At 70.3% G+C, this 12,709-nt stretch carries 8 protein-coding genes; 6 read left to right on the top strand and 2 right to left on the bottom strand.

The window, feature by feature from the left end; translation table 11 throughout:
* Positions 1–2: 2 nt before the first annotated feature.
* Positions 3–1,730, top strand: coding sequence for a DNA polymerase/3'-5' exonuclease PolX (gene polX, locus ABH935_RS09485; protein ID WP_370377435.1), 1,728 nt, complete (start codon positions 3–5; stop codon positions 1,728–1,730).
* A gap of 31 nt (positions 1,731–1,761) precedes the next feature.
* Here the strand turns inward: polX and ABH935_RS09480 are convergent, their stop codons facing one another.
* Both ABH935_RS09480 and ABH935_RS09475 read right to left on the bottom strand, forming a co-directional pair.
* Positions 1,762–4,683: a DUF4132 domain-containing protein gene (locus tag ABH935_RS09480; protein ID WP_370377434.1), complete on the bottom strand. Its 2,922-nt coding sequence runs from the start codon at positions 4,681–4,683 to the stop codon at positions 1,762–1,764.
* Between the two features lie 121 nt (positions 4,684–4,804).
* The gene (locus tag ABH935_RS09475; RefSeq protein ID WP_370377433.1) at positions 4,805–6,223 is read right to left on the bottom strand and encodes an endo-1,4-beta-xylanase; all 1,419 of its coding nucleotides are present in this window, start codon (positions 6,221–6,223) and stop codon (positions 4,805–4,807) included.
* A 200-nt stretch (positions 6,224–6,423) separates the two neighbouring features.
* Here ABH935_RS09475 and ABH935_RS09470 point away from each other — a divergent pair, with 200 nt between their 5' ends.
* The 5 genes from ABH935_RS09470 to ABH935_RS09450 all read left to right on the top strand — a co-directional run bounded on the left by ABH935_RS09470 (position 6,424) and on the right by ABH935_RS09450 (position 12,640).
* Positions 6,424–7,455 (top strand): LacI family DNA-binding transcriptional regulator, encoded by a 1,032-nt coding sequence (locus ABH935_RS09470; protein ID WP_370377432.1) that lies wholly within the window; start codon positions 6,424–6,426, stop codon positions 7,453–7,455.
* Between the two features lie 651 nt (positions 7,456–8,106).
* The gene (locus tag ABH935_RS09465; RefSeq protein ID WP_370377431.1) at positions 8,107–9,297 is read left to right on the top strand and encodes an ROK family protein; all 1,191 of its coding nucleotides are present in this window, start codon (positions 8,107–8,109) and stop codon (positions 9,295–9,297) included.
* A gap of 59 nt (positions 9,298–9,356) precedes the next feature.
* A complete protein-coding gene (locus tag ABH935_RS09460; RefSeq protein ID WP_370352105.1) occupies positions 9,357–10,277 on the top strand; it encodes a carbohydrate ABC transporter permease in 921 nt (306 codons plus the stop codon).
* Positions 10,278–10,281: 4 nt separating this feature from the next.
* Complete coding sequence (locus ABH935_RS09455) at positions 10,282–11,220, top strand: carbohydrate ABC transporter permease (RefSeq protein ID WP_370377430.1); 939 nt, start codon at positions 10,282–10,284, stop codon at positions 11,218–11,220.
* A 52-nt stretch (positions 11,221–11,272) separates the two neighbouring features.
* On the top strand, positions 11,273–12,640 hold the full coding sequence (locus ABH935_RS09450; RefSeq protein ID WP_370377429.1) for a sugar ABC transporter substrate-binding protein: 1,368 nt from the start codon (positions 11,273–11,275) through the stop codon (positions 12,638–12,640).
* The last annotated feature ends 69 nt before the right edge of the window (positions 12,641–12,709 follow it).

Raw genomic sequence — 12,709 nt, 5'->3', positions numbered from 1 at the left:
CCATGGCCCGGCTCAACGACGAGGTCGGCGCGCTGCTCCGCGAGTACGCCGACCTCATCCTCCTCACCGGCGGCAACGCGTTCCGGGCCCGGTCCTACGAGAAGGCCGCCCGTTCGGTCGGCGGCTATCCGGGGGACCTGGCGCACCTGGACGAGGCAGGCCTGCGCGCCATCCCCGGCGTCGGCGACTCGACCGCGGACAAGATCACCGAATACCTCGCCACGGGCCGCATCGCCGCGCTCGAAGCGCTGCGTGCCAAGATGCCGCCGGGGGTCCGCGAGGTCACCCAGATCCCCGGCGTCGGGCCCAAGACGGCCGTACTCCTCTACCGCAAGCTCGGTATCAAGTCCGTCGACGAGCTCCGCAAGGCTGTGGACGAGGGCAAGCTCAAAGGCCTGCCCGGGCTCGGCGACAAGACCGTTGAGAACATCCGGCACGGCATCGACCAGCTCAGCCTGACCTCCGGGCGGACCCTGCTGAACACCGCCCTGGACCTGGCCGAGGACCTGGTCGCCGAGATCGGGGCGGTCCCGGGCTGCAAGAAGTGCGACTACGCCGGGTCCCTGCGCCGTATGCGGGAGACCGTCGGCGACATCGACATCCTCGCCACGGCGACCGACTCCGCGCCGCTGATGGCCGCGCTGCTCAGTCGTCCCGAGGTCGCCGACGTCATCGGCAGCGGCACGACCAAGACCTCGATCCGCACCGACAGGGGCCTGCAGGTGGACCTGCGAGTCGTCCCGCCGGCCGACTGGGGTGCCGCCCTGATCTACTTCACCGGCTCCCGCGCCCACAACATCAAGCTCCGCGGCCGGGCCGTCAAGCAGGGCCTGAAGCTCTCCGAGTACGGGCTCTTCGACGTCGAGTCCGGCAAGAAGCTCGCTTCCCGCACCGAGAAGGAGGTCTACGCCGCGCTGGACCTCCCGTGGATCCCGCCGACCCTGCGCGAGGACCGCGGCGAGATCGAAGCCGCCCTGGCCGGCGACCTCCCGGACCTGGTCCAGCTGAAGGACCTGCGCGGCGACCTGCACACGCACACCGACCTCACCGACGGCCTGGCGTCGCTGGAGACGATGCTGGAGACGGCGGCGGACCTCGGATACGCCTACTACGCCGTCACCGACCACGCGCCGAACCTCGTGATGCAGCGCATGACCGACGACAAGATGCTGGCCCAGCGCGACCGCGTCCGAGAACTGGACCGCACCTACCGCGGCATGCGCCTGCTCCACGGCACCGAACTCAACATCGACGCCGCCGGCGACGTGGACTGGCCCGCGGAGTTCCTGGCCGGCTTCGACATCTGCGTGGCCTCCATCCACTCCTCCTTCGGCCTGGACCGCGCCGCCCAGACCAAACGCCTGATCCGAGCATGCGAGAACCCCTACGTAAACATCATCGGCCACCTCACCACCCGCCTCCTCGACCGCCGCGCCCCCATCGACGTCGACCTCGACGCCGTCTTCGCCGCAGCCGCCCGCACCGGCACCGCCCTGGAGATCAACGCCTCACCGCAACGCCTCGACCTGAACGACGAGCAGGTCATGGCCGCGAAGAAGCACGGCGTGAAGTTCGCGATCGACAGCGACGCGCACTCCACCCCGGCCCTGGAGAACCAGCGCTTCGGCATCGCCATGGCGCAGCGCGGCTGGCTCACGAAGGACGACGTCATCAACACCTGGAGCCTGACGCGGCTTCGCAGCTTCCTGCGAAAGCCCGAGGTCCGGTAGCCGCTGATCCGCTGCCGGGCGCCGCGAAGTCTCATGCCCCCACTGCCGCGGCCAGGTCGGCGACGATCTCGCTGGCCGCCACCGCGTCGAGCACGCCGAGCTTCAGCGCCTGGTCGCGCTTGCCGTGCCGGCCGTTGGCGTCGGTGGCGCTGATCCAGACGTCCGCGATCGTCTGCTCCGGGGTGTCGGCGAGGCGGCCCTCGCGGTAGCCGGGGCTGACGCGCACGATCAGGATCCTGCGATCGGCCAGCCGGCGCCCCGTCGCCACGGTGCGTCCGGCGTCCCACAGCGCGGCCGAGCCCCAGCCGGGGCTGCGATGTAGCGTCAGCAGGCGGTCGGTCGGCAGCTGCGCGCCGCAGAAGCGGTCCAGGCGGGTCGCCTCGCGCTCGGCCGGCGTCAGGGTGAACACCGGGCGGCCGACCTGCGGGAAGGGCTGGATGATCTCGTAGTCGTGGCAGATCTCGGCCCAGCGCGCCAGGTCGCTGCCGAGGTCCACGGGGTGCACCAGGCCGATGGTGCTCGGGGCGGTGCCCGCGCCGAACACGAACCGCTCGTCGGCGACGTCCGCGAGCGTCCCGTCCTCCGCGATCCGGAACGTCGCACCCAGCGTCCCCGCCCCGTCGAACTCGCCCCACACCAGCCGCCGCCCCAGCAGCCGCATCAGAGGATGCTCGACGAACACGGCCCGGAACTCCGCACCCGACCAGCGCCGACCGGTCACCATCGCCCGCTCCAGCCGAGCCGCCTGCCGCACCGCGAGCGTCTTCGCGTCCTTCCGCAGCTCACTGAAACGCTGTTGCGCCTCGGCCGCGAGCTCGGCGTCGTCCTTCGCGGTCGGCTTCGGCAGCGACCGACGACGCTTGCCGACAGCATCGATGACATACGGCTGCACGAACTCGTCGAACCCGACGTTGAACTGGCGCGCGCCGTAGTCCAGCCGCACCGTCCCCTCCACTCCGGCGCCCAGATCCAGCACCAGCTGATCCTCCAACTGGTCCGCGCTCAGCCCCCGCGCCGCCGCCACCTTCGCGATCCGCTTGGCGGCCTCGGTGCGCAGCGCGGCGAACTGCGACCGCTGCGATATGTCGTAGACCTCGCGCAGCCCCTCCTCCCCGCCGACGGCGATCAGCACGTCCAGCCCGCCGGCCGCCCGCGCCGACCCGCCCTCGCCGGGCCAGGCCCGCACCAGCGGGGCCAGCCGTCGGACGGTCTCCTCGTTCCCGAACCACAGCAGCGAGTCGAACGCCCAGCCCAGCTTCTTGGTCGGATACCCGGCCCCGGCCCAGTTCTCGAACAGCCCCCACGCGAACTCGGCCAGCGAATCGCGATCACAGACTTCTGCGACGATCTCGATCCCGCCGTAAGGCGCCGCCTCCCGGCGCGAGGAGATGGTCAGCATCTGCACCACCACGCGTACGGCGGATATCGGCAGCGCCGCCTCCCGGCCGGCCAGCAGGATCCCCGGCAGCGAAGCCGGATCGGCCCACAACGGCACCGCCGGCATCGATTTCGGGAAGACGTCCAGCCCCCGCCGGTCCAGCACGGCCCGCGTCGCGGCCGCCGCCTCCGCCCCGGACTCGGCGGCCAGCGCGACGACGTCGGCCAGCCGGTGCCGGGCCACGAACCGCACCGCGGCCTCGGCCGACCTGCGCTCGGGGCCGGCCGTGCCGAGCGCGCTGGGCAACAGGTGCCGCACCGCCTGCTCCGGATAGCGCCGGAAGAAGACGTCAGCGGCCTCCGAATACGGCTCGTACTCCGAGTTCAACCAGTCCGCCAAGGTCAGCACGATCGTGCTCTGATCCTTCGGGTCCGCTGTCGAAGGATCCGGCTCGGGGATCGAGGTCCGTCCCGCGCTCTGGCGCGAGGGCCAGCAGAAGTACGGCGCCGGAATCGGCAGGCCCTTGAGCGGGACCGGTTTGCCCGCCTCGCGATCCGTCCACGGAGGTACGACCAGAACCCGGGGGAGTTCGGCCTCGGTGGCAGCCCCGGAACCACCGCCTGTACCAGCTGTACCGAGCAACGCCTCCACCCGCTGCCGTGCGACGTCCGAAAGCCTTCCCAGCTCCGAACGCGCACGCTCAGGATCAGCCGCGACATGTAACCGCAGCACGTAATCCACCTGCGTCGCCGGCTCCGCCTCGGCCAACCACCGCAGCACCCGGCGCGGGAACCGCTTGGCCGCGTCCAGCAACGCGGCCTGCGCGTCCTTCGGCCCCAACTCCCCGATCAGGGTGTTGACGGCCAACTCGCTCGGCAGCTTCGGCAGCAGATTGAGCGCGTGCCACCGGCTCTTCTCCAGACACCCGATCAAGAACTCGTCCGCCCCGGCGTCGATCGTGGCCAGGAACGTCCCCTCCGCGCGCCGGTCGTCGTTGACCCACATCCAGTCCCGGATCCGCCGGCCCAACTCCCGCGCCTGCTCCCGCGAAGTCGACGCGAGCATCAGGAGCCTGGCGGTGTAGTTGTCGTGGTCGCTCTCCGCGGAGTAGTCCGCGATGTCCGCCGAGCACCACTCCGGCCGGTCGAGCGCCAGCACCGCCATGGCCGCGCGGGCCGCCGGCACCGGGAACTCGTCGCGCATCTTCTCCGCCGTCGCGATGGCCTCGGCGTACTCCTCGTCCGACGCCGAGCGCACCAGATCGAGCAGCCGCAGCATCAAAGGCCAGCGACGGTCGGCGAGCTTGCTGTCGTAGACGGTGCCGCGGCCCCAGCTGTAGCCGGTGAAGTTCACGTCCTCGGCGCTGGTCTCGGCGAACGCGCGCACCGCCGCGGCCGGCCCCTGCTTCGCCACGACGAGGTCGATGCTGCGCCACGTCGCATGCCCCTGCGGGTCCGTCCCGGAGGCGCCCGTCGAGACCGTCTCGACGTCCACCCGGTCGCAGCGCTCCCGCCGGATGACTCCGTGCTGGAACTTCCGCGGCAGTTCGAACCGGTCCTCGGGATCCACGCTCATGCCCAGAGCGTAGCCAGTACGAAGCGCTCCGGAGCAGGGCTTGTCCGCACTCCAGAGGCCTGACAACCGCTGAGCGGCAACGGTGCTGACCGCGGTCGGCACCGTTGCCGCTCGCTGGTTGTTAACTGCTACAGGCCTGACCGTTGAGACTGAACGACGCCGGCGCCGCGGCGTTCCCGGTGTGGGTGGCCTGGAACCCGATGCTCACCGAGCCGCCCGGCGCGATCGCCCCGTCGTAGCTCGCGTTCGTGGCCGTCACCTGGCCGGAGGACGGGCTGTAGGTGGCGTTCCAGCCGTTGGTGATGGTCTGGCCCGGCGCCAGCGTGAACACCAGGCGCCAGCCGTTGACCGCCGCCGATCCGGTGTCGCTGATCGTGATGTTCTCCGTCAGCCCGGTGTTCCAGGCGTCTACCGTGTCGCTCACCTTGCACGCCGCACCGCCACCGCCGCCGCCCGACGACGAGCTCGACGACGTCGGCGTGCTCGGACTCGACGAGCTCGACCCGCCCGAACCGCCGAGCGCGTTGACCGACGCGGTGTAGGCCGGCTTCGGCTGGTAGTTCTGGTCGTACATGGTCGCCGCGCCGTAGCCGGAGAAGGCGCCCGGGATCCACGAGTCCGCGTCGCCCACGCCCCACTGCGAGACGCCGACGCACCGCGTGACCGCCAGGCAGTCCGAGACCACCGTCGAGTAGTCGGTGGCCTGCTGTTGGAGGTTCGCCGAGCTGGCCGGGAGCTGGATGCGGTCGTCGAGCTCGGTCACCGCCACGTCCAGGCCGAGCGCCGCGAAGCGTTGCATGTTCGCCAGCATGGTGGACGGGACCTGGCCCAGGATGAAGTGGCTCTCCAGGCCGACCCCGCCGATCGGCACGCCCTGCGCCAGCAGCGATTGCACCAGCGAGTACATGCCGTTGCTCTTGGCGTTCTCGCCCTCGATGTTGTAGTCGTTCAGGTAGAGCTTTGCGTTCGGGTCGGCGGCGTGCGCCGTACGTATCGCGTCGGCGATGTAGCCGGTGCCCATGGCGTTGTAGAACGCGTCCTGGCGCAGCGTGCCGTCCTCGTTGAAGGGCTCGTTGACGACGTCCCAGGAGTACACCTCGCCCTTGTAGTGCGTGGCCTCGGTGGTGACGTGGGTCTCCATCGCCGCCTGCACCTGGTTCGACGGCAGGCTCGACACCCACCCGGGCAGCTGGCTGTGCCACACCAGGTTGTGCCCGCGCACGCGCATCGAGTGCGCCTGCGCGAAGGCGACCAGGGCGTCGCCGGGGCCGAAGTTGAAGCTCCCGTTCGAGGGTTCGGTGGTGTCCCACTTCATCTCGTTGCCCGGCGTCATCATGTCGAACTGCGACGTCGCGACCCCGACCAGCGTGGAGTTGGACAGGTTCGACTGCACCAGCGCGGTGCCGAAGTACTTGCCCTTGCCCTCGGCGAGCTGCTTCAGCGAGGTGTCCGCGGCCGCCGGTCTGACCAGGGCCAGGCTGCCGGCCAGCGCGGCGCTGGCCACGACCGCCAGCGCGGCGGCCAGTCTGCGGTTGTGCATGGGTGGTGCTCCTTCCGTCGGAGGACTACCGGTCCGCCTGCGAGCGCGGGTGCTCACCTTGATCCACTTCTGGACAAAGCCTTGGCAACGCGAGAGCCACCAGATCCGCGCCGGGGGCGGGCGGGTCAGAGTCTGCGCTCGCCGAAACATCGTGTCAATCGTTATCGATATCGTTTTCGGCGGGCAGTATCCTGGGCCGCGTGCAGACCGATCCCGTTCCTTCGCGCGTGACCATCCGCGACGTCGCCCGGCTGGCCGGCGTCTCGGTCGCCACGGTCTCCAAGGTGCTCAACGACCGCTACGGCGTGTCCGCGGACACCACGGCCCGTGTCAAGGCCGTGATAGAAGAGCTCGGATACGAGGCGAGCCTGGTGGCGCAGAGCCTGCGCAACCACCAGACGAACGTCATCGGGATCCTGGTGGCCGACCTTGAACCTTTCAGCGCCGAGTTGCTCAAGGGCGCCGGCGACGCGATCCGCGGATCGGGCTTCGAGCTCGTGGTCTACTCGGCCGGCGGCCGCGCCCGCGACCAGGTGGGCTGGGAGCGCCGCTACCTGTCGCGGCTGTCCGGGACACTGGTGGACGGCGCCGTCCTGGTCACCCCGACCGTGGTGGACCTGCAATACGGCGCCCCGGTGGTCGCGGTCGACCCGCACACCGGCCCCGGCGGCCGCCCGACCGTCGACTCGGACAACCTGCGCGGCGCGCACGCGGCCACCGAGCACCTGCTGGCCCTGGGCCACCGCCGGATCGCGATGCTCACCGGAAGGCCGGACCTGCTGTCCGCGCAGCTACGCGAGCAGGGCTTCCGCCAGGCGATGGCCGCCGCCGGCGTCGCAGTGGACGAAGACCTCCTCCGGCTCGGCTCCTACGACCCGGACACCGCCGCCGAGCAGGCCGCACGCCTGCTGGCCGCCCCCGACCGGCCCACCGCGGTGTTCGCGGCCAACGACCTCTCGGCGATCGCGACGATCGAGGTGGCGCACCGGATGGGCCTGCGCGTCCCGGAGGACCTGTCGGTGGTGGGCTTCGACGACATCCCCGAGGCCACGCGCTGCACCCCGATGCTGACCACGGTCGAGCAGCCGATCCGCGAGATGGGCCGGCGCGCGGTCGAGCTGCTGATCGGACTGATCCGCGGCGAGGCGGAGCCGGACACCACGCACATCATGCTGCCGACCCGGCTGGTGGTCAGGGCTTCGACGGCGGGGCCGGCGACGGCGGAGGGCTGATCGCGGCGGGCCGTGGCGGCCCGGCTGCCGACATCCCAGCTCCAGCACCGGTTCACGCGCCAGGTCTAGGTCGAGTTCCAGCGACAGCTCCCGCACCGGCACCAGTTCACGCGCCAGCTCCAGCTCCAGCACCGGTTCACGCGCCAGCTCTAGGTCGAGTTCCCGCGCCAGCTCCAGCGCCAGTGCCCGTGCAAGTTCCCGCGCCAGCGCCAGCGCCAGCACCGGCGCCCGCGCCAGCGCCAGCACCCGCGCCAGCTCCAGCACCAGCACCAGCACCGGTTCACGGGCCAGCTCCCGCTCCCGCGCCAGCTCCAGCACCAGCACCAGCACCAGCACCGGTTCACGGGCCAGCTCCCGCTCCCGCGCCAGCACCGGTTCACGCGCCAGCGCCAGCACCAGCACCCGCGCGGCCGTGCCGGTGGTGCTCACACGTGCCCGAAGCGCACGCCCGGCGCCGAAAGAGCGCTGTTTCCTGAGGTCGCGCTGCCGTACCCGCGCCGGCCGCGCACGCGCGCCTCGATTTGATAACCCTTTTAATAACGGTTTCGCTAAGGGGTTTACGAACCCGACACGTCTGCGTAATCTCAAGCCTCACCGAGCCCCCGGCGGGCCCGGCGACCCACCACTTGCGAACCGCGAGGAGCCCCCGAGATGCGACCCCGCCTGTCCGGCGACCTGCGCCGTGCGAACCGCGTGGAAGTGATGCGGAGCTTTTACGGCGGCCGCACGCTGACCCGCGGCGACGTCGCGGCGCAGCTCGGGGTGTCCGTCGCCACGGCCGGGACGATCATCGGTGAGCTGACGGCGGCCGGCCTGCTGGCCGAGACGCAGAGCACGCGCTCCGGCGGCGGCCGTCCGGCCAGCCAGCTGACGATGCGGGCCGGTGCGCCCTACCTGGTCGGCGTGGACCTCGCCGAGACGCATGTCATCGCCGAGATCTTCGACCAGGCGATGACGCGGATCGGGCACTTCCAGATGCCGGTGGCGCCGACCGACGACGACCCCGACTCGGTGGTCGGGCACGTCGTGGACAGCATCCAGGGCGTGATCGCCGGGCTGGCCGGGGTCAGCGCGGCCGACGTCGCCGGGGTCGGGGTGAGCCTGCCCGGCCAGGTGGACCGCGAGGGCGGGGTCTCGGTGCACGCGCCGAACTGGGGCTGGCACGGCGTGCCGTTCACCTCCCTGTTCACCAAGCGCTGCGACCTGCCGGTGCTGCTGGACAACCCGCTGAAGGCGATAACGCTGGCCGAGATGATGTTCGGCGAGGCCGGCGACCACGACGACAGCGTGGTGGTCAACCTCGGCACCGGCGTCGGGCTCGGCGTCGTCGCCGAGGGCCGACTGCTGCGCGGCCGCACCAACAGCGCGGGGGAGTGGGGCCACACGGTGCTCGTCGCCGACGGCCTGCCGTGCCACTGCGGCAGCCGCGGCTGCGTCGAGGCCTACGTCGGCGCCGCCGCGCTGCTCGACCTGCTGACCGAGGTCGATCCCGACAGCCCGCTGCTGGTCCCCGGCGACCAGGCCGCGACCGTGGCCAAGCTGGCCGAGGCGGCCCGCCGCGCCGATCCGGTCGCGGTGGCCACGCTGGAGCGGTTCGCCCGGCCGCTGGGGATGGCCCTGGCCAACGCCGTCAACATGCTGAACCCGGAGCTGCTGGTGGTCGGCGGCTGGGTCAGCGCCGCCTTCGGCGAGCCGCTGCTGGCCGCGGTCGAGCCGGTGGTCAAGGAGTTCTCCCTGACCGTCCCCTACGACGCGGTCACCCTGGCCGCCTCCCGCATCGCCGACAACCCGGTGTCCCTGGGCATGGCGGTGCTGGCCTTCGAGACGTTCGTCCTGCCCTAGTGCCCGCGGTCCCCCCGAGTACCGCAGATCCGAAGCGAAGCAAGGAGCGAAGACAGACCATGACGTCCCCACCCCTGGACCTCGCCCGCCGCCCGGCCCCGCGCCGCGCCGCGGGACGGCGGCGGTCCCTGGCCGGCTGGAAGTTCGTCAGCCCCTTCATGGCCCTGTTCGCGCTGGTCTTCCTCGCCCCGATCGGCTACTCGATCTACCTGAGCCTGTACAAGACCAAGCTGATCGGCGGCACACAGTTCGTCGGCCTGCAGAACTACAGCGACGCGATCCACGACTCGCAGTTCTGGACGTCCTTCGCCCGGGTCGCGCTGTTCCTGGTGGTCCAGGTCCCGATCATGCTCGGCCTGGCCCTGCTGCTGGCGCTGGCCATCGACAGCGGCCGGCTCTACGGCGCGGCGTTCTTCCGGATCTCGGTGTTCCTTCCCTACGCGGTCCCCGCCGTCGTCGCCACGCTCATGTGGAGCTTCATGTACGGGACCCAGTTCGGCCTGGTCCGCGACATCGACAAGCACTTCGGCGTCACGCTGCCCGATCCGCTCTCGCCGCACCTGATCCTGGCCTCCATCGGCAACATCGTGACCTGGGAGTGGGTCGGCTACAACATGCTGATCATCTACTCCGCGCTGCGGGTGGTGAACCCCTCGCTGTACGAGGCGGCGGCGATCGAGGGCGCCGGCCAGTTCCGCATCATCTGGTCGATCAAGCTCCCGGCGCTGCGTCCGGCCCTGGTCATCGCGACGATCTTCTCGATCATCGGCAGCTTCCAGCTGTTCAGCGAGCCCAGCATCCTCAAGCACCTGGCGCCGAACGCGATCACCACGTACTACACGCCGAACTACTACGCCTACTCGCTGTCCTTCGACGGCCAGCAGTTCAACTACTCCGCGACCGTCGCCATCGTCATGGGCGTGGCCACGATGATCGTCGCCTACGCCGTCCAGCTGCGCGGCATGCGAAAGGCGGGCTGAGCCGATGACCACGGAGCCTTTGGAAACGGTGCAGACGGCTAACCGGGGACGTCCCCGTAACGCCACCCCGCCGATCCGGGCCAAGGCCCGGCGCGTGTCGCAGCGACCGCGCAAGAGCGTGACGCTGACCGTGCTGTGCGCGGTGATGGCGGTCTACACGCTGCTGCCGCTGGCCTGGCTGGCGATCAACGCGACCAAGACCCAGCAGAACCTGTTCAACTCCTTCGGGCTGTGGTTCAAGGGATTCGGGTTCTTCTCCAACGTCGGCAGCACCTTCAGCTACCAGCACGACATCTTCGGCCGCTGGCTGCTCAACACCCTGCTGTACGTCGTCGTCGGCGCCGGCGGCGCCACCGTCCTGGCCACGCTGGCCGGCTACGGCCTGGCCAAGTTCGACTTCGTGGGCAAGAAGGCTGTCTTCGCCATCGTGATCGGCGCGGTCGCCGTCCCCGCCACGGCGCTGGCCGTCCCGACGTTCCTGATGTTCTCCAAGATGGGGCTCACCGACACCCCGTGGGCGATCATCATCCCCTCGCTGATCTCGCCGTTCGGTCTGTACCTGATGTGGACCTTCAGTGCCGAGGCGGTCCCGGCCGAGATCATGGAGTCGGCCCGGATGGACGGCGCGGGGGAGTTCCGCACCTTCTTCTCCGTGAGCCTGCCGCTGCTGGGCCCCGGCATCGTCACGGTGCTGCTGTTCAACGTGGTCACGACCTGGAACAACTACTTCCTGCCGCTGATCATGCTGAAGGACCAGAACTGGTACCCCCTGACGCTGGGCCTGAGCACCTGGAACGACCAGGCCCACACGGCCGGCGGCGACGTGGTCTTCAACCTCGTCATCACCGGCTCGGTGATCACGATCATCCCGCTGATCGCGGCGTTCCTGCTGCTCCAGCGGTACTGGCAGTCGGGCCTGAGCGCCGGAAGCGTGAAAGGTTGACGGCGCCCCGGCCCGACCGCGGAACCCTCCGATGCAAGAGAAGGGAACAGCAATGACCATAACCCGTCGTCGCGGCGTCCTGCTGGGCGCGACCGCACTGGCCGTGGCGCTCGCGGCCACCGCCTGCGGCAGCTCCTCCAGCAGCGGAGGCAGCAAGGGCTCCGGCGGCTCGTCGCAGTCCGCCACGGTCACCGACGCCGACCTGCAGGCGGCGCTGACCGCCGGCGGGAACCTGACCGTCTGGGCCTGGGAGCCGACCCTGAAGAAGGTGGTCGCCGACTTCCAGACCAAGTACCCGAACGTGCACGTCAACCTGGTCAACGCCGGCACCGGCAACGACGAGTACAAGGCGCTGCAGAACGCGGTCCAGGCCGGCAAGGGCGTCCCGGACGTCGCGCACATCGAGTACTACGCGCTGCCGCAGTTCGAGCTGACCAAGTCGGTGGCGAACCTGGACCAGTTCGGCGCCGCGGCGCTGAACGGCACCTTCACCCCCGGCCCGTGGAACGCGGTCCAATCCGCTGGCGGCGTCTACGGCCTGCCGATGGACTCCGGCCCGATGGCGCTGTTCTACAACAAGACGGTCTTCGACAAGAACGGCATCACCACGCCCCCGGCCACGTGGGACGAGTACATCGCCGACGCGAAGAAGATCCACGCCGCCGACCCGACCGCCTACATCACCAACGACACCGGCGACGCGGGCTTCACCACCAGCATGATCTGGCAGGCCGGCGGCAAGCCGTACACGGTCGACGGCACCAACGTCGGCGTCAACTTCGCCACCGACCCCGGCACCCAGAAGTTCACCGCCGCCTGGCAGCAGCTCATCGACGGGCACGACCTGGCGCCGATCAGCTCCTGGAGCGACGCCTGGTACCAGGGCATGAACACCGGCAAGATCGCCTCCCTGACCATCGGCGCCTGGATGCCCGCCTCGCTGGAGTCCGGTGTGAAGAACGGGTCCGGCCAGTGGCGGGTCGCGCCGATGCCGCAGTGGACGGCCGGCGGCAAGGTCACCTCGGAGAACGGCGGCAGCTCGCTGGCCGTGATGAAGGCCAGCACCAACCAGAAGCTGGCCTACGCCTTCCTGAAGTACGCCACCGTCGACGAGGGCGCGCAGAGTCGCGTGGACAACGGCGCCTTCCCGGCCACGGTGAAGCAGCTGAACTCGCCGGACTTCCTGAACAAGTCGGACGCCTACTTCGGCGACCAGAAGATCAACCAGGTGCTCGCGCAGAGCGCGTCCGAGGTCGCGCCGGGCTGGACGTACCTGCCGTTCCAGGTCTACGCCAACAGCGTCTTCAACGACACCGCCGGCAAGGCCTACATCGGCGGCTCGTCGCTGGCCGACGGGCTCAAGGCCTGGCAGGACGCCTCGACCAAGTACGCCAAGGACCAGGGCTTCACCGTCAAGTAGCGGCGCGGCGCCAGAGGAGTCCGACTCACGCGGGGCCGGTGCGGCCGGGGCTGATCCATCGCGATCGAT

This window comes from Catenulispora sp. GAS73 (genome assembly GCF_041262085.1).
Taxonomy (GTDB): domain Bacteria; phylum Actinomycetota; class Actinomycetes; order Streptomycetales; family Catenulisporaceae; genus Catenulispora.
Note: the sequence above shows the minus strand (reverse complement) of the source record. Positions and strands in the feature narration are given on the sequence as shown.

What these genes read in the sequence shown, in the direction of transcription:
- polX (WP_370377435.1), top strand. Translation starts at nt 3, where the DNA reads ATGGCCCGGCTCAACGACGAGGTCGGCGCGCTGCTCCGCGAGTACGCC.
- ABH935_RS09480 (WP_370377434.1), bottom strand. Translation starts at nt 4,683, where the DNA reads ATGAGCGTGGATCCCGAGGACCGGTTCGAACTGCCGCGGAAGTTCCAG.
- ABH935_RS09475 (WP_370377433.1), bottom strand. Translation starts at nt 6,223, where the DNA reads ATGCACAACCGCAGACTGGCCGCCGCGCTGGCGGTCGTGGCCAGCGCC.
- ABH935_RS09465 (WP_370377431.1), top strand. Translation starts at nt 8,107, where the DNA reads ATGCGACCCCGCCTGTCCGGCGACCTGCGCCGTGCGAACCGCGTGGAA.
- ABH935_RS09460 (WP_370352105.1), top strand. Translation starts at nt 9,357, where the DNA reads ATGACGTCCCCACCCCTGGACCTCGCCCGCCGCCCGGCCCCGCGCCGC.
- ABH935_RS09455 (WP_370377430.1), top strand. Translation starts at nt 10,282, where the DNA reads ATGACCACGGAGCCTTTGGAAACGGTGCAGACGGCTAACCGGGGACGT.
- ABH935_RS09450 (WP_370377429.1), top strand. Translation starts at nt 11,273, where the DNA reads ATGACCATAACCCGTCGTCGCGGCGTCCTGCTGGGCGCGACCGCACTG.